General features: G+C 68.9%; 20 protein-coding genes. 4 read left to right on the forward strand and 16 right to left on the reverse strand.

The annotated features are described in order from the left end of the window. Positions 1–51: 51 nt before the first annotated feature. Complete coding sequence (locus F3H32_RS02575; RefSeq protein WP_149764128.1) at positions 52–1,062, reverse strand: 2-hydroxyacid dehydrogenase; 1,011 nt, start codon at positions 1,060–1,062, stop codon at positions 52–54. 90 nt (positions 1,063–1,152) lie between these two features. On the opposite strand from F3H32_RS02575, the gene F3H32_RS02580 reads away from it, so the two are divergent. Continuing rightward, entirely contained in the window at positions 1,153–1,755 is a 603-nt protein-coding gene (locus F3H32_RS02580) for an SH3 domain-containing protein (protein ID WP_149764130.1), read from the forward strand. Positions 1,756–1,767: 12 nt separating this feature from the next. On the opposite strand, the gene F3H32_RS02585 is transcribed toward F3H32_RS02580, so the two are convergent. From F3H32_RS02585 to infC, 5 genes are all read right to left on the reverse strand, one after another. Then, on the reverse strand, positions 1,768–2,547 hold the full coding sequence (locus F3H32_RS02585) for a class I SAM-dependent methyltransferase (protein WP_149764132.1): 780 nt from the start codon (positions 2,545–2,547) through the stop codon (positions 1,768–1,770). Between the two features lie 242 nt (positions 2,548–2,789). Beyond that, complete coding sequence (locus F3H32_RS02590) at positions 2,790–4,826, reverse strand: M3 family metallopeptidase (RefSeq protein WP_149764134.1); 2,037 nt, start codon at positions 4,824–4,826, stop codon at positions 2,790–2,792. Between the two features lie 30 nt (positions 4,827–4,856). Then, the gene (locus F3H32_RS02595; RefSeq protein WP_223191325.1) at positions 4,857–5,909 is read right to left on the reverse strand and encodes a HesA/MoeB/ThiF family protein; all 1,053 of its coding nucleotides are present in this window, start codon (positions 5,907–5,909) and stop codon (positions 4,857–4,859) included. A 1-nt stretch (position 5,910) separates the two neighbouring features. Continuing rightward, complete coding sequence (gene dut, locus F3H32_RS02600; protein WP_149764136.1) at positions 5,911–6,372, reverse strand: dUTP diphosphatase; 462 nt, start codon at positions 6,370–6,372, stop codon at positions 5,911–5,913. Between the two features lie 13 nt (positions 6,373–6,385). Beyond that, complete coding sequence (infC, locus tag F3H32_RS02605) at positions 6,386–6,934, reverse strand: translation initiation factor IF-3 (protein WP_188128570.1); 549 nt, start codon at positions 6,932–6,934, stop codon at positions 6,386–6,388. Positions 6,935–7,160: 226 nt separating this feature from the next. On the opposite strand from infC, the gene F3H32_RS02610 reads away from it, so the two are divergent. Both F3H32_RS02610 and F3H32_RS02615 read left to right on the forward strand, forming a co-directional pair. Beyond that, positions 7,161–7,805, forward strand: a complete 645-nt coding sequence (locus tag F3H32_RS02610; RefSeq protein WP_149764138.1) for a hypothetical protein — start codon at positions 7,161–7,163, stop codon at positions 7,803–7,805. After that, positions 7,802–8,677, forward strand: coding sequence for a glycosyltransferase family 2 protein (locus F3H32_RS02615; RefSeq protein WP_149764140.1), 876 nt, complete (start codon positions 7,802–7,804; stop codon positions 8,675–8,677). Before F3H32_RS02610 ends, F3H32_RS02615 begins: the two co-directional genes overlap by 4 nt. Positions 8,678–8,687: 10 nt before the next feature. Here the strand turns inward: F3H32_RS02615 and F3H32_RS02620 are convergent, their stop codons facing one another. The 6 genes from F3H32_RS02620 to F3H32_RS02645 form a co-directional block, all read right to left on the reverse strand. After that, positions 8,688–9,977: a PQQ-dependent sugar dehydrogenase gene (locus F3H32_RS02620; protein WP_149764142.1), complete on the reverse strand. Its 1,290-nt coding sequence runs from the start codon at positions 9,975–9,977 to the stop codon at positions 8,688–8,690. 139 nt (positions 9,978–10,116) lie between these two features. Next, complete coding sequence (gene pgi / locus F3H32_RS02625) at positions 10,117–11,718, reverse strand: glucose-6-phosphate isomerase (protein WP_149764144.1); 1,602 nt, start codon at positions 11,716–11,718, stop codon at positions 10,117–10,119. Between the two features lies 1 nt (position 11,719). After that, a complete protein-coding gene (gene pgl, locus F3H32_RS02630) occupies positions 11,720–12,394 on the reverse strand; it encodes a 6-phosphogluconolactonase (RefSeq protein ID WP_149764146.1) in 675 nt (224 codons plus the stop codon). Then, positions 12,391–13,842: a glucose-6-phosphate dehydrogenase gene (zwf, locus tag F3H32_RS02635; protein WP_149764148.1), complete on the reverse strand. Its 1,452-nt coding sequence runs from the start codon at positions 13,840–13,842 to the stop codon at positions 12,391–12,393. Before zwf ends, pgl begins: the two co-directional genes overlap by 4 nt. 76 nt (positions 13,843–13,918) lie before the next feature. Then, positions 13,919–14,503 (reverse strand): RSP_2648 family PIN domain-containing protein, encoded by a 585-nt coding sequence (locus F3H32_RS02640; protein ID WP_149764149.1) that lies wholly within the window; start codon positions 14,501–14,503, stop codon positions 13,919–13,921. Then, positions 14,500–15,696: an RSP_2647 family RNA methyltransferase gene (locus F3H32_RS02645; RefSeq protein WP_149764152.1), complete on the reverse strand. Its 1,197-nt coding sequence runs from the start codon at positions 15,694–15,696 to the stop codon at positions 14,500–14,502. The genes F3H32_RS02640 and F3H32_RS02645 overlap by 4 nt, the downstream gene beginning before the upstream one ends. A gap of 115 nt (positions 15,697–15,811) precedes the next feature. On the opposite strand from F3H32_RS02645, the gene edd reads away from it, so the two are divergent. Continuing rightward, entirely contained in the window at positions 15,812–17,614 is a 1,803-nt protein-coding gene (gene edd, locus F3H32_RS02650; RefSeq protein WP_149764153.1) for a phosphogluconate dehydratase, read from the forward strand. Between the two features lie 24 nt (positions 17,615–17,638). On the opposite strand, the gene F3H32_RS02655 is transcribed toward edd, so the two are convergent. The 4 genes from F3H32_RS02655 to hisD form a co-directional block, all read right to left on the reverse strand. Next, positions 17,639–18,154, reverse strand: coding sequence for a PAS domain-containing protein (locus F3H32_RS02655; protein ID WP_149764155.1), 516 nt, complete (start codon positions 18,152–18,154; stop codon positions 17,639–17,641). Between the two features lie 76 nt (positions 18,155–18,230). Beyond that, on the reverse strand, positions 18,231–18,689 hold the full coding sequence (locus F3H32_RS02660; RefSeq protein ID WP_115756218.1) for an arsenate-mycothiol transferase ArsC: 459 nt from the start codon (positions 18,687–18,689) through the stop codon (positions 18,231–18,233). A gap of 3 nt (positions 18,690–18,692) precedes the next feature. Then, positions 18,693–19,181 carry a UPF0262 family protein gene (locus tag F3H32_RS02665; RefSeq protein ID WP_149764157.1) on the reverse strand — a complete coding sequence of 163 codons (489 nt, stop codon included), beginning with the start codon at positions 19,179–19,181 and terminating at the stop codon, positions 18,693–18,695. After that, positions 19,178–20,488, reverse strand: a complete 1,311-nt coding sequence (hisD, locus tag F3H32_RS02670; protein WP_149764159.1) for a histidinol dehydrogenase — start codon at positions 20,486–20,488, stop codon at positions 19,178–19,180. The genes F3H32_RS02665 and hisD overlap by 4 nt, the downstream gene beginning before the upstream one ends. Positions 20,489–20,679 lie beyond the last annotated feature (191 nt).

A 20,679-nucleotide genomic window follows, 5' to 3' on the forward strand; every position in this document is an offset into this window, starting at 1 on the left:
CGCGCCGCGGCGCCGCCAGATGCAAACGCCCCGCAGAACCGGGGCGCGGCGTTACAGCATCGAGGGCACCACCAGATCTGGCGGCCGGTGGCCATCGGCAAAGGTCTTGATGTTGATAAGGACTTTCTCGCCCATCTCGATCCGCCCCTCGATCGTGGCCGAACCCATATGCGGCAGCAGCACCACATTGGACAGTTCGCGCAGCCGCGGGTTGATCTCGTGCCCATGTTCGAAAACGTCAAGGCCGGCGCCGGCGATCTCGCCCGCGCGCAGCATCCGCGTCAGGGCGTTTTCGTCGATCACCTCGCCGCGCGAGGTGTTGATGACCACGGCCGAGGGCTTCATCAGCTTCAGCCGCCGCGCATTGAGCAGGTGAAAGGTCGAGGGCGTATGCGGCGCATTGACCGAGACGATGTCCATGCGCGCCAGCATCTGGTCCAGGCTTTCCCACCAGGTCGCCTGCAACTCCGCCTCGACCTCGGGGCGCAGGCGGCGGCGGTTGTGGTAATGGACCTGCATGCCGAAGACATTCGCGCGGCGCGCCACCGCCTGGCCGATGCGGCCCATGCCCAGGATGCCCAGCCGCCGTCCACCCAGCCGCCCGCCCAGATGCGCGGTCGGCGACCAGCCATGCCAGCGCCCGGCCTGCATTTCGGCCATGCCTTCGGGCAGGCGGCGGGTGACGCCCAGGATCAGCGCCATGACCATGTCGGCGGTGTCGTCGGTGACGACGCCCGGCGTGTTGCTGACCAGGATGCCGCGCTGGCGGGCGGAATGCACGTCCACATGATCCACGCCCGCGCCGTAATTGGCGATCAGCTTCAGCCGGTCGCCGGCCTGGGCCAGCATGGAGGCGTCGATCTGGTCGGTAAGCGTCGGCACCAGGACGTCCGACACGCGCATGGCGGCGACCAGCTCCTCGCGGCTCATCCGGTGGTCGTCGGCATTCAGCGAGATGTCGAAAAGTTCCGACATGCGGGTCTCGACCGCCTCGGGCAAGCGACGGGTCACGGTAACTTTAAGGCGCGAACGGGTCGGATCGGTCGCGTGGACGGCGGGCATGGTCGCTCCTCTCTTCCAAAGCCGGCGGGCTTTTGGCAAAGTGCCCGCGATGCGGGGCAGGCACAAGACCCCGAAAAACAGGACGGGCAGATGAAGCAAGGACGGGTCTGGCTTGGCGCCGCGATACTGGCGGGCGCAACGTGTTTCGCGGGGGCGGCGCTGGCGCAGGCGGCCGATCCGGGGGAAACGCTGGACGCCCGGCCCATTCCCGGCCTGTCGGCGGATGCGACGATCAGTCGCCATCAGGAAGGCGGCCGCGACCCCGACCGGGGTCCGGTGACGAACCTGCCGCTGCCGCGCTATGTCAGCCTGAAGGGGGGCGAGGGCAATGCCCGCCGCGGCCCCAGCCTGTCGCATCGCATCGACTGGGTATTCCGCCATGCCGGCATGCCGCTGCGCGTGGTGGCCGAGTTCGGCCATTGGCGCCGGGTCGAGGATCAGGACGGCGCCGGCGGCTGGGTGCATTATTCGCTGCTGTCGGGGGTGCGCACCGCCATCGTCACCCAGGACATGCTGGACCTGCTGGCCCGCCCCGAGCCGCGCGCCGACGTCATGGCGCGGGCCGAGGCCGGCGCGATCGTGCGCCTGCACGAATGCACGCTTGATTGGTGCCGCGTGTCGGGCGGGGGCGAAAAGGGCTGGGTGCCCAAGACCGCGATCTGGGGGGTCGAGCCGGACGAGATCCGCGACTAGGGCGCGCCGCGCCTAGCCGGCGGCCTTGCGGATCACCACATGGCCCAGCGACACCCGCATCCAGTCGAAGCGCGAGGCGCGCGGCGCGCCGACACCGAAATCGGGATGGGTCATGTCCTCGGCCCCGCATTCGTCGATCAGTTCCTTGACAAAGCCGACCATGCCGCGGTCATGGCCATGGAACCGCCGCCGCACCAGGTTCCAGCGCATCCAGCCGGTCAGCTTGCGCAGCGGATAGACCGCCTGCACCAGGCCAGACCGATGCAGCCGGTCCAGCAGCTTTTCGTGCGGCGAAAGCGCCGGGGGCTGCGGGCGATAGGATTTGCCGTCGGGATATTGCCGCCAATAGCCGGTGCCCCAATCCTCGATGAAGTAATATCCGCCCGGCTTCAGGTGGTTCTCGAAAAGATGCCAGAAGCTTAGGCGCGACAGTTGCCCCACATGCGAGGCGTCGTCGATGATCACGTCAAAGCCCTGCGGCGCGCGTTCCGCCGCCATGCGGTCCAGGACCGCCTTGTCCTGCTGTTCGCCGACATAGCAGCGCACCCTGCCGCTGTCGAACCGGGCCGGGCAGGGATTGATGTCCAGCCCGGTGATCTGTGCATTCGGCAGCCAGGATTCCCAGTATTTCAGCGAATCCCCCCGCGCCACCCCCAGTTCCAGAAAGCGCAGCGGCGCCGTGCGGATGGGGCCCAGATATGTCTCGTAATTCTCGAAATAGTGGCGAAGCGCCATCTTGTCGATCGGCACCTCATCGACGCTTTTCATCGCCGCCGTATCGGAAACGCGCATTTCCCCCCCTTGGCAGATCGCTGAAAACCCCGTCCAGACCCGCCGCCCAAGGATAGGGCGCGCCCGCGCCCACCATCAAGGAAATCGCGCCGACCTGCCGGAATAGACCGGCCGGACACCGACCGCGCCGCGACATCGCACGGCCGGCCGCCCGCCAGGGTTGTGAAAAGCCCCGTCCAAGCCACCGCTCTTGCCGCCCCCGCCCAAGGTGCAAGGGCGAATCGCGGCGCCCGCGGCCGCCCTCAGCCCGGCTCGGCCGCCAGGCCGCGGCCCTTCAGCAGCGCCTCGACGCCGGGCTTGCGTCCCCGGAACTCTTGCCAAAGCTCGTCGGCCGGTTGGGAATCGCCCTTGGACAGGATGCACCGTTCCAGCCGTGCCGCGGTTTCCGGGTCGAAGGCATCGCCGGTTTCCATGAACGCCGCGAAGGCGTCGGCATCCATCACCTCGGACCACATGTAGCTGTAATAACCCGAGGAATAGCCGTCGCCGGAAAACACATGCGCGAAATGCGGCGTGGCATGGCGCATGGGGATCGCGGCGGGCGCGCCCAGTTCTGCCAGAACCTCGGCCTGCCGCGCCATCGGATCGGCGGGCGGCGCGCCGCGGTGAAAGGCCAGGTCGACCAGCGCGCTTTCCAGATATTCGACGGTGGCAAAACCCTGGTCCGCATTCCCCGCCGCCAGGATACGGTCGCGCAGCGCGGCAGGCAGCGGCGCCCCGGTCTCGGCATGGCGGGCGTGGCGGTCCAGCACTGCGGGCTGTTCCAGCCAATGCTCGAAAAGCTGGCTCGGCAATTCGACGAAATCCCGCGCCACCGAGGTGCCCGAGATCGACGGCCAGGAGACGTCCGACAGGATGTGATGCAGCGCATGGCCGAATTCATGGAACAGCGTATGCGCATCGTCCCAGGACAGATAGGCCGGCGCACCCTCGGCCTCGGGCGGGGTGAAATTGCAGATATTGGTGACGATCGGCCGCTGCCCCTGCCCGATCCCGTGCTGCTGTTGCAGCGACGAACACCAGGCCCCCGACCGCTTGCCGGGCCGGGCGAAGTAATCGCCGACGAACACCGCCAGGTGCCGGCCGTCCCGCGTCACCTGCCAGGCGCGGGCATCGGGCGACCAAAGCGGCGCGTCGATGGCGCGCATCTCGATGCCGAACAGGCGCTGCGCGGTGTCGAAGACCGCGCCCAGCATCGCATCCAGCGTCAGGTAGGGCTTGACCTCGGCCTCGTCCAGGTCGTGTTCGGCGCGGCGCCGGCGTCCCGCATAAAAGCGCCAGTCCCAGGGCTCCAGCGCGCCGTTCACCCCGTCCTCGCGCAGCATGGTGGTTAGGCGCTCGGCATCGGCCTCGGCCCGCGCCTTGGCCGCCGCCCAGACCTGGGTCAGCAGCGCCTCGACATTCTCGGCGCTGCGGGCCATTTCGGGCTCCAGCTTGTAGCTGGCGAAATCCGCATAACCCAAGAGCCGGGCGCGTTCGTGGCGCAATTGCAGGATCTCGGCGGCGATGGCGCGGTTGTCGGTCGCAGCCCCGCCAGCCCCCGCCCCCGAGCCGCGCGCCGTCCAGGCCCGCCAGGCCACCTCGCGCAGGGCGCGATCCTCGGCATATTCCAGGAAGGGCACGATCAGCGAGCGGTTCAGCGTCACCACCTGCCCCGGCATCCCGCGCTCGCGCGCCGCCGCCCGCATGGCGCGGAGCAGCCAATCCGGCAGGCCGGCCAACTGGTCATCGGCCACGGCCATGACAAAGTCGCGCTCGTCCGTCAGCACGTTCTGGGCGAAATCGGTGGACAGCACCGCCAGCCGCTCGCGGATCGCGGCCATGCGCTCGCGCGCCGCGCCGGTCAGCCCCGCGCCCGCCCGGCGCAGCCCGCGCAGGGTCAGTTCGGTCAGGCGCCGGTCCTGGGGGGCCAGCTCGTCCGCATCCTGCATCACCGCCTCGACCCGGTCGAAAAGCCGCGGGTCCATGCTGACCTTGCTGCCATGCGCGGCCAGGCGCGGGGCGATGCGGCGCTGCAAATCCTCGCGCGCGGGGTTGGACTCGACGGCGGCCAGGGTGAAGAAGATGGCGCAAAGCCGGTCCAGCGCTTCCTCGGCCGTCTCCAGCGCGGCGACGGTATTGGCAAAGCTGGGCGGGGCGGGATTGGCGGCGATGGCCTCGACCGCCTCCTCGGCCAGTTTCAGGCAGGCGTCGAAGGCGGGGTCGAAATCCTCGTCGCGGATCAGGTCGAAACGCGGCAGGCCCAAGGGGCCGGTCCAATGCGTCAGTTCGGGGTTCATGCGCGCCTCCTTTTTTCGGGCGGGAGTGTTTCAGCCGGCGCGGGAATGTCCAGAGCCGCAAACCGGGCAATCCGCGCGCCGCGCGATTTTCATCACCCGGTTCTCGCCATAAAGCCCGTCAAAGATCAGCATGCGCCCGCGCAGGGGCTGGCCCGCACCGGCGATCAGCTTGATCGCCTCCAGCGCCATCATGCTGCCGACGACGCCCGGCAAGGGGCCGACGACACCAGCTTCGGCGCAGGCAGGCGCAAGTCCGGGGGCGGGCGGTTCGGGAAAGATGCAGGCCATGCAGGGCGCGGCGCTGGACGGGTCCCAGACCGTCACCTGCCCCTCCCACTGGGCGATCGAGCCGGCGATCAGCGGCACGCCTGCGGCGACACAGGCCGCATTCACCGCCCGGCGCGAGGCAAAGCTGTCGGTGCCGTCAAGCACCAGGTCATGTTCGGCGACCAGCGCGACATCCTCGGCCCCGATGCGGCGGTCCAGCGCCGCGATCTCGACATGCGGGTTCAGCGCCAGCATGGCGTCGCGCGCGGCCTGGGCCTTGGGCCGGCCGTCATCGGCGCTGCGAAAGATCACCTGGCGTTGCAAGTTGGACAGCCCGACCCGGTCGTCATCGGCAAGCGTGATCCGCCCGACCCCGGCCGCGGCAAGATAAAGACAGACCGGCGCGCCAAGGCCGCCTGCGCCCACCACCAGCACGCGGGCGCGCCGCAGCGCCGCCTGTCCCGGCCCGCCCAATTCGCGCAGGACGATATGGCGGGCATAGCGGTCCAGTTCGGGGTCGGATAGCGGTGCGGCGGCGGTGGTGGCCGGGGCGGGCTGCGGCGGCCTTACCGCCCGGCGGTGCAACTGGCCCAGCAGCAGCCGATAGCCCAGCACCAGCGCCGCGGCGCCGCCCAGCAAGGCCCAGACCCGCGGATCGCCGCCGACCAGCCGCGCAGCGGCGCTTTCGGGTGACAGGGCCAGCACCGCGATGGCGGCCAGCCACAGAGCGGCCACCGCCGCCCAGCCGCGCCATTGCGGCCAGCCCAGCAGGCGCGCCGCAATCAGCACCGCAAGCATGAAGGCCAGGATCAGCACGCTAGTCCCGCCCGGTCGAGCCGAAGCCGCCATCCCCGCGCGCCGTGCCCTCCAGCATCGGGGCCGCCATGTAGCGGGCGCGGACCACCGGGGCGACCACGGCCTGGGCAATGCGCTCGCCATGCCGGATGGCATAGGGTTCGGTCCCCAGGTTGATCATGATGACCCCCAGCGGACCGCGATAATCGCTGTCGATGGTGCCGGGGGTATTGGGCAGCGTCACCCCATGCTTCAGCGCCAGGCTGGAGCGGGGACGGATCTGCATCTCGTATCCTGGGGGGATCTGGACCCGCAGCCCGGTGGGCACCAGGCGGATCCGACCGGGTTCCAGCACCAGTTCGGCCCCGCCCAGGTCGGCCCGCAGGTCGGCGCCGGCCGCACCTTGCGTCTGGTATTCGGGCAGGGGCAGCGCCGGGTCGGCGCCCGGTTCGCGCAGAACCAGTATCGTCACCTCGGCCGCCATGCCCCACGACCCCTTATCTTGGCGAGATCATCATGACCATCTGCCGCCCTTCCAGCCGGGGCATCGATTCGATCTTGCCCGCCTCGCCGACATCGGCGGCGACACGGTTCAACAGCTCCATGCCGATCTGCTGGTGGGCCATCTCGCGGCCGCGGAAGCGCAGGGTGATCTTGACCTTGTCGCCTTCGGCCAGGAATTTCAGGACCGAGCGCATCTTGACGTCGTAATCGTGGCTATCGGTCCCCGGACGGAACTTGATCTCCTTGATCTCGATGGTCTTCTGCTTCTTGCGGGCCTCGGCCTCACGCTTTTGCTGTTCGTATTTGAACTTGCCCAGGTCCATGATCTTGCAGACCGGGGGCGTGGCGTTCGGCGAGATCTCGACAAGATCCAGCCCGGCTTCCTGTGCAAGCTCCAGACCGCGGGCGGGGGACACGACGCCGACATTTTCGCCATCTGCGCCGATCAGGCGGATTTCGGCGACTCGGATGCGATCGTTGACGCGGGGGCCGGTGTCACGGGTGGGCGGAGCGTTATGCGGTCTGCGGGCTATGGCTGTCATCCTTGTGTTGCCGGGGGTTCCGGGCGGTTAGATAGTCCTGCGCAGGCGGTTTTTCAACTGGATTCGATAAGGTGGGCGCAGGTTTGGCGGCCGGTTGCGCGGTTTCGCGGCGCCTGCGCGCGGGCCGCGGCGGGCTTGGCCTCGGCACCCGATGCCACGGCGCTTTTCCCTGCGGTTGCGCCATGGCATAGAGGGGCCGAAAGTCCGCAGCCCGACGGAGAAACCGATGCAAAAAATCCTGGCCGTGATCGCGATTTTCGCCCTGGCAGTCGGCGGGCTGTGGCTATGGCAGGGCGCAGGCCCGACCGGCCCGGCCAGCGACGCGCCCGCCCCCGCCGCAGGTCCTGCCGCAGGTCCTGCCCAGCAGGACCAGGACCAGGCCCCGGCGCAGCAAAGCGCCAATGCCGCCGCCGACGCCGCCGCCGATGCCGCAGCCATCGCGGCGGACACGGCCGCGGAAGCCACGGCCCTGGCGCAAAAGGCCGCCGTCGGCGCCGCGGACGCGGCCGCCAACCAGGCCGAAGTGGCGGCCGAGGCAGCCATCGCCGCCGCGGATCGCGCCGCCGACGCCGCCGCCAGGGCCGAGGCCACCCCGGAACAGGCTAAGGCCGCAGCCATCGCCGCCGGCAGCGCCGCCCGCGAGGCCGCCAGCGCCACGCGCGCCGCCGGCACCGCCACGAGCGAGGCGGTCGAGATCGATTCGGCCCTGACCCCGCAAGGCTTCGACGCCGAAAAACTCCGCGCCATGATCGCCGATTCGCAGCTTTCGCCCCAGCGCAAGGCCGAGCTGGCGGCGCTGCTGGACCAGGCGGCGCTGGACCCGGCCGCGCGGGCGGCGGCCCTGGCGCGGATCAAGGCATCGCTGCCATGAGCTTTCCCAGCCTGGGCGATTTCCTTGCCGGGGCGCGCGACCGGCTGGCAAAAGGGCCGATCGCGCTTTTGCTGATCGAGGACGAGGCGGCGGTGCACCAGACGCTGGCGCATCATCTCAGGGCCGGGTTCAAGCTGATCCTGGCCCTGTCGCCCGAACCGCTGCCGGCCCATGTCATGCCCGAGGGGGGCGAGAAGCGGATCGTCAACCTGCGCCACGATGCCCGGCGCGGCCAGGCTCATGTGGCGGGCGTCAACGCCCTGATCGACGCGGCGCCGCCCGACACCTGGATCTATTACGGCTATAATGCCGAGTTCCTGTTCCACCCGTTTTCGGAAAGCCGCACGGTGGGCGAGATGCTGGCCTTTCACGCCGAAGAGCGGCGGCGGGCGATGCTGACCTATGTCATCGACCTTTACGCGCCGGACCTGGAGCGGTTTCCCGATGCCGTCAGCCTGAACGAGGCGATGTTCGACCGCACCGGCTATTACGCGCTTGGCCGCATGGACCGCGAGGGCCGCTACAAGGAGCGGCAGCTTGATTTCCACGGCGGGCTGCGCTGGCGCTTCGAGGAACATATGCCGGCCGACCGGCGGCGCATCGACCGCATTGCGCTGTTCCGCAGCCAGCCCGGATTGCGGCTGCTGCCCGACCACCGCTTCAATGTCGAGGAATACAACACCTATTCCTGTCCCTGGCACAACAACCTGACCGCAGCCATCGCCTCGTTCCGGGTGGCCAAGGCCCTGGCCCGCAATCCCGGATCGCGCGGGCATATCCGCGGCTTTCGCTGGCGCAATTCGCACCCTTTCCGCTGGAACGCGCAGCAGTTGATGGACCTGGGGCTGATGGAACCGGGCCAGTGGTTCTGACCCGGCCCGATCAGGCGGCCGCGACCCGCCAGATCACGTCGCCCACGTCATCAGCCATCAGAAGCGATCTGCCGTCAGGGCCCACGGCCACGCCGACCGGGCGGCCATAGGAATATCGCTCGTCCGGGGACAGAAAGCCCGACAGGATGTCCCGCGGCGGCCCCGACGGCCTGCCATCGCGAAAGGGCACGAAGATCAGCTTGTAGCCCGACAGCGTCGAGCGGTTCCAGGACCCGTGCTGGCCGATCGCCATGCCGGCCGGAAAGCCCGGCAGCGTTCCTTCGGGCATCCAGCACAGGCCAAGCGAGGCGGTATGGCCGCCAAGCGCGTAATCGGGGGTGATGGCGCGGGCGACCTCGGCCGGGTCCTGGGGCACGCGGTCGTCGACGATCTGCCCCCAATAGCACCAGGGCCAGCCGTAAAAGCCGCCCTGCTGCACCGAGGTCAGGTAGTCGGGCGGCGTCTCGTCCCCCAAGCCGTCGCGTTCGTTCACCACCGTCCAAAGCGCACCCGTCGCCGGTTCCCACGCCATGCCCACCGGGTTGCGCAGGCCCGAGGCAAAGATACGGGCCTGGCCGGTCTTCAGCTCCAGTTCCCAGATCGCGGCGCGGCCTTGCTCTGCCTCCATGCCCTCGTCGGCGATATTGCTCAGCGAGCCTACGCCGCAATAAAGCCGCTTGCCGTCGGGCGAGGCGATCAGGCTGCGCGTCCAATGCCCGCCGGGCTTGAGCTTGAGCAGCCGGCGGCCCGGCCCCTCAAGCCGCGTGGCGCCGGGCGTGTAGGGAAAGGCGACGATGCCGTCGGTATTACCGACATGGAAGGTGTCGCCGACCAGGGCCATGCCGAAGGGCTGACGCTGGCCTTCCAGGAAGACCTCGCGCGTTTCGGCCACGCCGTCGCCATCGCCGTCCCGCAACAAGGTGATGCGGTTGGCGCTGCTTCCCAGCGCGCGGGCGCGGCGCATGGTGGCCTGGGCCGCGCGGTCGAGCAGCGATTTCGGCGGGCTGGCCTCTTGCCGCGCCTCGGCCACCAGCACGTCGCCATTGGGCAGAACCTCGATCCAGCGCGGAGGGCGCAGGTCGCGGGCAAAGGCATCGACGCGCAGGCGCGGCGCGGCGATGGGGCGCTGGCCGGGCGCCCAGCCGCGGGCGGTGGGCATCTTCAGCGTCATGACGCCCTGTTTCCTGGCCTCGGGGATGGCGGGGCTTGGCCCGAAGGCCGCCGTGCGCGGCGCGCCGATCCGCCGCATCAGCACCATCGCGCCGCCGATGGCGGCCGTCGCCCTGGCGAGAAGATCCATGGCTTTCCTTCCTGTCTGCGCGAGGTCAAGGCTAGCCGGGATGCGCCGGGGGTCAATCCCGGAATGCGCATCGGGATCAAATCGGCGGGGGCGGCGCGGGTGGCGCCGTCCCATGAGTATTTGGGAAACGGTGAAGCGTTCAGCCGCGCGCGTCGCGGATCAGCTCCGCGAGATGCCGGGTCGAGGGGTCGTGGCCGGGGGCGGGCTTGCCCTGAAGCAGCGGCGCCAGTTTCAGCGCCAGTTCCTTGCCAAGTTCCACGCCCCATTGGTCGAAGCTGTTGATGCCCAGCATCACCCCTTCGGCAAAGACGCGGTGTTCGTAAAGCGCGACGATCTGGCCCAGCGTAAAAGGGTCGAGCTGCGGGATCAGCAACGTGGTCGAGGGGCGGTTGCCCGGAAAGACCCGGTGGCGGGCCTGGCGTTCCAGTTCCGCGCCCGCGAGGCCCTTGGCCCGCATCAGCGCGCGCGCCTCGTCGAGCGAGCGGCCGCGCATCAGCGCCTGGGACTGCGCCAGGCAATTGGCGATCAAGAGCAGGTGGTGATGCGCCAGTTCGGGTTCGTGGCCGCGGGCGGCGATGATGAATTCGCAAGGCACCACCGCGGTGCCCTGGTGGATCAACTGGTAGAAGGCGTGCTGGCCGTTCGTCCCCGGCTCGCCCCATACCACCGGACCCGAGGGCAGCACCAAGTCGCTGCCGTCCATGGCGACGCGCTTGCCGTTCGATTCCATTTCCAGCTGTTGCAGATAGGCTGGCAGCCGCGCCAGGCGGTTGTCATAGGGCAGGACGGCGCGGGTGCCGTAGCCGCAGACCTGGTGGTGCCAGATGCCGACCAGGGCCAGGATCACCGGCAGGTTTTCCGCCAGCGGCGCCTGGCGGAAATGCCGGTCCATGGCCGCGCCGCCGGCGAGGAAGCGGTCGAAATTTTCGGGCCCGATGGCGATCATCAGCGACAGGCCGATGGGGCCCCACATGGAATAGCGCCCGCCGACCCAATCCTCGAATCCGAAGACGCGGTCCGCGTCGATGCCCCATTCCGCGGTGCGCCCGGTCGCCGAGGAGAGGGCGGCGAATTGCGCCGCCGGCTGCGCCACCGTCCTTGCCATCCAGTCCAGCGCGGTCTTGGCGTTGGTCATCGTCTCGATGGTGGTGAAGGTCTTGGAGGCGACGATGACCAGCGTGGTCGCCGGGTCGAGCCCCTGGAGCGTATCGGCGATGTCCGCCCCGTCCACGTTCGAGACGAAATGCACCCGCGGCCCGTCATGCCAGGGCGACAGCGCCCGCGTGGCCATGGCGGGGCCAAGGTCCGAGCCGCCGATGCCGATGTTGATCACGTCGGTGATGCGGCCGCCCTGCCCCGCGAAGCGGCCGTCGCGGATGGCGGTGGCGAAATCGCACATCCGCCGATGGGTGCGGCGCAGTTCGGGCATCACGTCCTGGCCGTCCAGCAGGACGCTGCCGTCCAGGTTGCGCAATGCGGTGTGCAGGACGGCGCGGTCTTCGGTCTCGTTGATGCGCGCGCCGGCGAACATGGCTTCGCGGCGCTGGGGCACGGGGGCGGCCAGTTCCAGCAGCAACGCGCGCGCGCCCGCGTCGATCGTGGTCTTGGACCAGTCCAGCACCAGCCCGTCGGCGCTGGTCGAGAAGGCGGTGGCGCGGGCGGGATCGGCATCGAACAGCGCCTCGATCCGCAGCGCGCCCTGTGCCTTGCGGTGGTCCTGCAAGCGGGTCCAGGCGCTCATGTCACTTGGCCCAATGCACGGTGATGTCGCCCAGGAAGGCGCGGATTGGCGCCTCGGTCGGGTCGAGGCCCTGCGCGCGTTCGAACGCGTCGCGCTTGTCGGCGCCGGCGATCAGCAGATGGGTGTTGATCGCGCCCTTCAGCGCCGAGGCGGTCAGGGTGATGCGCGGTTCGTCCTTGACGCTGGCCACCGCCATCACCGGCGGCGCATCGGGCGCCAGCGCCCGCACGGTTTCGGAAGCCGCGGGGAACAAGCTGGCCGTATGCATGTCGGTGCCCATGCCCAAAAGCAGCACGGTCAGCGGCAGATGCGGGGCGATCGCCTCGGCCAGGGCCGACACCGCGTCTTCGGGGCCTTCGTCGCCGGTATAAAGGTCGAGGTAATGCGCCCCCGCCGCCTTGTCCTTGAGCAGGTGGCGGCGCAACAGCCGGCCGTTCGAGCGCCGATGCTCGCCATCCACCCAGCGTTCGTCGTTCAGCAGCACGGTGACGCGCGGCCAGTCGATCTCGCTGCCCGAAAGATAGTCGTAAAGCGGCGCCGGCGTGGTGCCGCCCGGCACGCAAAGGCTGGCGCTGTCATTGACCCGCAGATGCTGCGACAGTTGGCCCGCCAGCCGGTCGGCCAGCGACAGAAACAGCATCTCGCGGTCGGGATATTCGATGAATTCCAGGGTCATGGCCGGATCTCCCTCCAGCGGCGGTTGTCGCGATGCAGCAGGCGTAGCGCCTCTTCGGGGCCGCTTGAGCCGGCATCGTAGGGCTCGGGGCGCCGCGAGGCGGCTTCCCAGGCGGCGATGATCGGGTCGGTCCAGGCCCAGGCAGCCTCGACCTCGTCGCCGCGCATGAACAGGGTCTGGTTGCCGCGGATCACATCCATGATCAGCCGCTCATAGGCGTCGGGCATGTCCGAACCCTCGGCCCCCAATGCGACGGCAAAGCTCATGTCCAGCGGCACCTGCACCAGGCGCATGCCGCCCGGCCCCGGCTCCTTGATCATCACGGTCAGGTGCATGCCTTCGTTGGGTTGCAGCTTGATGACAAGCTGGTTGGCCTTATGCGTGCCGCCGTCGTCGAAGATCGAATGCGGCGGCTCCTTGAAGGTCACGACGATCTCGCTGGTGCGGGCGCGCAGCCGCTTGCCGGTGCGCAGGTAGAAGGGCGTGCCGGTCCAGCGCCAATTGGCGATCCGCACCTTGAGCGCCACGAAGCTTTCGGTGCGCGAGGCCGGGTTCTCGGCATCCTCCAGATAGCCGGGGCCGTCGGGGCCGGCCAGGTATTGCCCGCGCACGATGTCCTGGGACGCGAGCGGTTCCAGCGCCCGGATCACCTTTAGCTTTTCGTCGCGCACCGCATCGGGGTCGAAATGATAGGGCGGCTCCATCGCGATCAGGCACAGAAGCTGCATCAGGTGGTTTTGCACCATGTCCCGCATGGCGCCGGAATGGTCGTAATATTCGCCGCGCCCGCCGACGCCCACCGTTTCGGCCACGGTGATCTGGACATGGTCCACATATTGCGCGTTCCACAGCGGCTCGAACAGGATATTGGCAAAGCGCACCGCCATCAGGTTCTGGACGGTTTCCTTGCCCAGGTAATGGTCGATGCGATAGATCTGGTTTTCATCGAAATGCCGGGCCAGCGTCGCATTCAGCGCGCGGGCGGTGGCCAGGTCGCGGCCGAATGGCTTTTCCACCACGATGCGGCTGTCCGCATCGGCGATGCCGTTGCCGGCCAGGCGTTCGGCGATGTCGCCAAACAGCGCCGGCGCCACCGAGAAATAAAAGGCATGCACCGAACCCGGCCGCACCCTTGCCTTGAGTTCGGCCCAACCCTCGGTGCCGCGCGCGTCGATGGCGACATAGCCCAGCAGGGCCAGAAAGGCGGAAAGCTGCGCAGGGTCCTGATCGGGGCCGGCGACTTCCTCGATGGCGGCGCGCACCTCGGCACGAAAAGCGTCGTCGTCCTGGCGGGTGCGGGCAGCGCCGATGATGCGGGCGCTGGCCGGCATCTGCCCGGCCACGAAGCGGCGGTAAAGACCGGGCACGATCTTGCGCCGGGCCAGGTCGCCGGTGGCGCCAAAGATCACCAGATCGAAATCCTCGACCGGAATGATGCGTGAAACCATCGCTGCCTCCTTATCGCAGGCCTGCCGATTAGCGTTTGTTAGCGATAACATCAAGTCCTTCAAGTTCCGTCCCCTCTCAGTCCTGTTCCCGCGGGGTTGCGCCATGCAACGGAAAAGGCGCGGTTCCGGTTGCGTCAAGACGCGCCATGGCCTTGGCCAGGCGCGGCAGGCGGGCGCGGCGCATCAGTTCCTTGCGGGTCATGTCGCCGCCTGCGGCGCGGGCGCGGGCCTGGGTCGCGCCGACCGCGGCCAGCACCGGATCGGGGGCGCGCAGATACAGGTCGCGCAGGAACTCGTCGGGATGGATCGCCCGCAGCCCGACCGGGGCCAGCGCGCGATGCGGAAAATCGCGCAGATTGGCGGTGACGATCGCCTGGGCGCCGGCGGCCAGCGCGCATTCCACGACATGGCGGTCGGCCGGATCGGGCAGGTCCAGCCCAAAGACCCCCTGCCCCGGCCCGACCAGAGCCAGCGGGAAACGCGATTCCAGCAGCGCGATCTCGACCCCGGCATCGATGCCCTGCCGGGTTGCGGCATGGCGCCATTCGTCCAGGATGCGGCGCGACCAAAGCGGCTGGAACAGCCCCGCCGCCGCCGTGTCCAGCAGGATTTCCCGCAGCACGGTCGGAAACAGCACGCAGGCGTCCAGGACCGCCTTCATCCGTCCAGCCGGAAGAACAGCGCCTTGAGATAGCCGGTCTCGGCCAGTTGCGGCAAGGTGGGATGGTCCGGCCCGGCCTGGCCGGTATGGATCAACTGCATCCGCCGCCCGCCGCGGCCGATGCCGCGGGCGCTGGCATTGCGAAAAGCCCCAAGATCGGCGGCATGGCTGCAAGAACACAGGCCCAGATAGCCGCCCGGCGCGACCAGCGGCGCGGCCAGCCGCGCCACCCGCTCATAGGCGCGCAAGCCCGCCTCCAGCGCCGGTTTCGAGGGCGCAAAGGCCGGCGGGTCGCAGATCACCAGGTCGAACTGCGCCCCTTCGCCGGCCAGCGCCTCCATCTGCTCAAAAGCGTCGCCGCGACGGGTGGCCAGCCGCGATTCGGCACCCATGGCGCGCGCCCCGCCCTGCGCCAGCGCCAGCGCGGCGGCCGAGCCGTCGACACAGGTGGCATGGGCCGCCCCCGCCGCCAGCGCGGCCAGGCCAAAGCCGCCGACATGCGAGAACACGTCCAGCACGCGCTGCCCCTGCGCCAGCCGCTGCGCAAAGGCATGGTTCGGGCGCTGGTCATAGAACAGCCCGGTCTTTTGCCCCTGCGCCAGGTCGGCCAGGTAGATCGCGCCGTTCATCGGCACCTCGATGGGGCCGTCGAGGGTGCCCGACAGGATCTCGGTCCGCTCATCCAGCCCCTCCAGCGTCCGCGCCCGGCCCTGGCCGTTCAGGATCACCGTCGAAACCCCCGTGACGTCGCCAAGCGCCGCGGCGATGTCGCCGATCATGCGCTCGGCCCAGGCGGCGTTGGGCTGGATGACCGCGGCATCGCCGAAACGGTCGATGATGGTGCCGGGCAGGCCGTCGGCCTCGGCATGGACCAGCCGGTAAAACGGCCGGTCGAACAGCCGCTCTCGCAGCGCCAAGGCCCGGACCAGCCGCGCCGCGATCCAGTCGCGGGTGATCCGCGCCTGCGGGTCGGGGTCCATCATGCGGGCAATGATCTTCGATTCGGGGTTTACCGTGACCAGTCCCAGCGGGCGGCGCTCGGCATCCTCCAGCAGGGCGAAGCTGCCGGGCGGGATGGCGCGCGTGCGACGGTCGGTCACAAGCTCGTCGGCAAAGACCCAGGGAAAGCCGTGGCGGATCGCCTGGGGCTTGGATTTCGGGCGCAGTCGGATGATGGGCAGATCGGCGGTCATGGCGGCCTCGTGCAAAACGGCGCAGGATTGCCACGATGCGCCGGCGCCGGCAAGAGCGGGCCGGTTGAACTGTTATCGCTAACAGGCTACATTGGCAGCAAAGGAGACGCCAGCCATGACCCTGCACGCCACCATCGACCGGGTGACCGACCGCATCCGCGAGCGTTCGACCCACAGCCGCAGCGCCTATCTGGCCAGGATCGCCCAAGCCGCCGAAGAGGGGCCGCGCCGCGCCCACCTGTCCTGCGGCAACCAGGCCCATGCCTATGCCGCCATGCCCGACAAGCAGGATTTCGCCCAGACGCGCAAGCCCAATCTTGGCATCGTCACCGCCTATAACGACATGCTGTCGGCCCACCAGCCCTATGAGCGTTATCCCGACCTGATCCGGCAGGCCGCCCATGCCGCCGGCGCCACGGCCCAAGTCGCGGGCGGGGTGCCCGCGATGTGCGATGGCGTGACCCAGGGCCGGCCGGGGATGGAATTGTCGCTGTTTTCCCGCGACGTGATCGCGCTCGCCTCGGGCGTGGCGCTAAGCCATGACACCTTCGATGCGGCGCTTTACCTTGGGGTGTGCGACAAGATCGTGCCGGGGCTGATCATCGCCGCCGCCACCTTTGGCCATGTGCCGGCGGTCTTCGTGCCGGCCGGCCCCATGCCCTCGGGCCTGCCCAATGACGAAAAATCCAAGATCCGGCAGAAATTCGCCACCGGAGAGATCGGGCGCGAGGAATTGATGGCGGCCGAGATGGCCAGCTATCACGCGCCGGGCACCTGCACATTCTACGGCACGGCGAACACCAACCAGATGCTGATGGAGTTCATGGGCCTGCACCTGCCGGGGTCAAGCTTCGTCAACCCGAACACCCCCCTGCGCGAGGCGCTGACGGCCGCGGCGGTGCAGCGCGCGGCCGCGATCACCCGTCTGGGCAACGACTACCTGCCGGCGGGCGAGGTGCTGGACGAACGCGCCTTCGTCAACGGCATCGTCGGGCTGATGGCGACGGGGGGGTCGACCAACCTGGTGCTGCACCTGCCGGCGATGGCGCGCGCGGCCGGGGTGATCCTGGACCTGGAGGATTTCCACGACCTGTCCGAAACCGTGCCGCTGATGGCCCGCGTCTATCCCAACGGCCTGGCCGACGTGAACCATTTCCATGCCGCGGGCGGCCTTGGCTTCATGATCGGCCAGCTGCTGGAGGCGGGGCTGCTGCACGAGGACGTGCGCACCATCGCCGGCAGCGGGCTGGACGCCTATGCCAGCGAGCCGCAACTGAGGGACGGCCGGGTCGAATGGGTCGGCGGCGCGCGCGAGACGCTGAACGACAAGATCCTGCGCCCGGCCGCCAATGCCTTTGCCCCGACCGGCGGGCTGAAGCAGCTTTCGGGCAATCTGGGCCGCGGCGTCATCAAGGTCTCGGCCGTGGCGCCGGAACGCCATGTGATCGAGGCCCCGGCCCGCATCTTTGCCGACCAGGAAGAGGTGAAGGCCGCCTTCAAGCGCGGCGAGTTCACCCAGGACGTGGTCGTCGTCGTCCGCTTCCAGGGCCCCCGCGCCAATGGCATGCCCGAACTGCATTCGCTGACCCCCACCCTGGCCGTGCTGCAAGATCGCGGGCTGCGGGTGGCCTTGATCACCGATGGCCGCATGTCCGGCGCCTCGGGCAAGGTCCCGGCCGCGATCCATATCTCGCCCGAGGCGGCCGATGGCGGACCCTTGGCGCGGCTGCGCGACGGCGATCCCATCCGGCTTGACGCGGTGGCGGGCACGCTGACCTGTCTTGCTCCCGGCTTCGAGGATCGCGCCCCCGTCGCCCACGACCCCTCGGCTTCGTCACACGGCTTGGGCCGAGAGCTTTTCGCCGCCTTTCGCCAATATGTCGGACCGGCAACCGAAGGCGCTGCGGTGGTTGTCTAGGACAGGGCTGCGCCGTTTGCTCTGTCACGGCGCGCGCCCGGACCAGGGCCATGGCGCAGTGCGATGGTTTCGCCAGCCATCTTGCCCCGCTGCTTTGGCCTTAGGCTCAGGCAGGCGAAGCACCGGCGCCCATGCCGGCCCGGCAAGACGCGGCGGCCCGGCCTCTCCGGCCGATTCGCGCAGGAACACCACATTCAGGCACATTTGCCCTTCGCCGTCGCGCACCGGGCAGATGCGCCCGTCGGCCCGAAAGCGCCTGCCCGACTTGGCAAGCTGCACCAATCCGTGCAGCAGCGCGGGACCGCCATCCGGCGCGTCCAGCATCCGCGAAAGCTGGCCCGGCCCCTTTTCCGACGGGTCCAGAAGCATCGCGACCGGCCGGCCGATCAATTCCTGCCGCCGATAGCCGCACATGCCCAGATAGCTGTCGTTCACCGCTACGATATGGCCCGCTAGATCCAGGACAAGCACCGCGCGATGCGAGCCCATCGCCTGCGCGGCCCATTCAAGATCGTGGTGAAGCCGCTGGATTTGGGTCATGCCGGACGCTCCTGCCAAGGGATTTCAGGCAGCATCGCGCCAATAGGCTAAGATTCCGTTAGCGGGCGCGGATTTCTCATGCCTCTGTCGGCGGGCCGAAGCGTTGGATCATCCGCTCGCGGATCTGGTCGCGCACCGTGCGGTAAAGCGCCAGCCTGGCCTCTCGGCCCTCGGCCAGGCCGCTGGGGTCCATGATCGGCCAATATTCAACGTCCAGATGCGAAACCCGCGTCAGTTCAAGGGCTTGCCTTTGGCTGGCCGGTGAAAGCGCGATCACCAGGTCAAAGCTGGTCAGGTCGTCGCCCCAGGCTTTCATCTCTTCGAAAGACCGGGCGCGATGGGTCGAAAGCTCGACGCCGATCTCGTTGCAGACGGCGATGGCGAAGCCGTCGATCTCCATGTCGTTCTTGACCCCGGCCGACTGCACATAGGCGGCGCGACCGTAGAATTTCTTCATCATCCCCTCGGCCATGGGAGAGCGGATGGCGTTGTGGTCGCAGCAAAACAGCACCGAAGGGGGAATCGGTCCGGCCACGAATCACCCCGGAATCAAGGCGCAGATCAGGGTGAACAGGCGCCGGGCGGTGTCGATATCGACCAGGGCCTTGCCCTCCAACCGCTCTTGCAGGGTGCGGGCACCCTCGTTGTGGATGCCGCGCCGCGCCATGTCGATCGCCTCGATCTGCGCCGGCGGCAGGCGCTTGACCGCATCGAAATAGCTGGCGCAGATCTGAAAGTAATCCTTGACCGTCTGCCGGAACGGGCCCAGCGACAGGTGGAACTCGGCCACCTTGCCCCCCGCCTCGTCGGCGATGTCGAAAACCAGCCGCTTTTCGCGCACCGCCAGCGCCAGGGCATAGGGTCCGGGCGGCACCTCGACCCCATCGCGGCCCGGCAGGGTGAAGCTGTTGTCTTCCAGCAGGTCGAAGACCGCGACCCGGCGCTCCTGCTCGATCTCGGGCGAAGGGGGCGGCAGCGCGCTGTCGTCGATGTCGATCCGACACAGCCGGTTCGGGGAATCGCTCATCCCTGCTCCCCGTTCAGCATTGCCAGCCGCGCCGCGACCGAGCGGCCATGCGCCGACAGCCCCTCGGATTGCGCCAGCCGCACCGCGGCGGGGCCGATGGCCCCCAGCGCCTCGGGCGAAAGCCGCGCCAGGGTGGTGCGCTTAAGGAAATCCATGACCGACAGGCCGGACGAGAACCGCGCCGAACGCGCCGTCGGCAGGACGTGGTTCGGACCGCTGACATAATCGCCCACCGCCTCGGGCGTCCAGCCGCCCAGGAAGATCGCCCCGGCATGGCGGGTCTTTTCCGCCAGCGCCTCGGGATCGTCGACGCAAAGCTCCAGATGTTCGGGGGCAAGCCGGTCGGAAAGCGCCGCCGCCTCGTCCAGGTCGCGCGTCACGATCACCGTGCCATAATCGCGCCAGCTTGCCCCCGCCACCGCCGCCCGCGGCAGGGTCGGCAGGATGCGCTCGACCTCGGCCGCCACGGCGCGGGCCAGGCCAGCGTCGGGGGTGACCAGGATCGACTGGGCATCGGCGTCATGTTCGGCCTGCGCCAGCAGGTCCAGCGCCAGCCATTCCGGGTTCTGCACCCCCTGGGCGATGATCAGCACCTCGGAAGGGCCGGCGATCATGTCGATGCCGACACGGCCGAAGACCTGGCGCTTGGCCGCCGCGACATAGGCATTGCCGGGTCCGGTTATCTTGTCCACCGGCCGGATGGTCGGGGTGCCGTAAGCCATGGCGGCGATCGCCTGCGCCCCGCCGATGCGATAGATCTCGTCCACCCCGGCAAGCTCGGCCGCCAGCAGCACCAGCGGGTTCACCACGCCGCCGGGGGTCGGCACGCAGACCACCAGCCGCTCGACCCCCGCCACCCGCGCGGGAATGGCATTCATCAGCACCGACGAGGGATAGCTCGCCTGCCCGCCCGGCACATAAAGCCCGGCGGCCGAAACCGGCGTCCAGCGCCAGCCCAGCGTCGCGCCCTCGGGATCGGTCCAGCTCAGGTTGTCGGGCATCTGCCGGGCGTGATAGGCGCGGATGCGGCTTGCGGCCGTGGCCAGAGCCGCGCGATCCTCGGGCGAGACCTTGGCCGTCTGCGCGGCGATCTCCTCGCGCGAGAAGGCCAGCGTTTCCGGCGTCAGCGCCAAGCGGTCGAAACGTTCGGTCAGCTCGACCAGCGCATCGTCGCCGCGGGCGCGCACATCCGCGATGATCGCCGCCACCGCATCGTTCACGTCCGCCGCATCCTCGCGCTTCATCGAAAGAAGTGCGGCGAAGCGTTCGGCGAAATCGGGCTGGGCGGTCGAAAGATGGATGGGCATGGCTTGGGCCTTCAATGACGCGCCCTTGTTAGCCGCTGCGGACAGGGGGCTCAAGCGGCTATGGCGCCGCTGAACCTGCCCGTTCAGCGCGGGATGCAAGGCCGGATTCGAGTATTTTTGAAACGGTGAAAACGCTTCCCAGACCAGCAAACCTGGCGCTTCACCGTTTTTCAAATACTCACGCAGCCGCG

Source organism: Paracoccus thiocyanatus, from assembly GCF_900156255.1.
Lineage (GTDB): Bacteria > Pseudomonadota > Alphaproteobacteria > Rhodobacterales > Rhodobacteraceae > Paracoccus > Paracoccus thiocyanatus.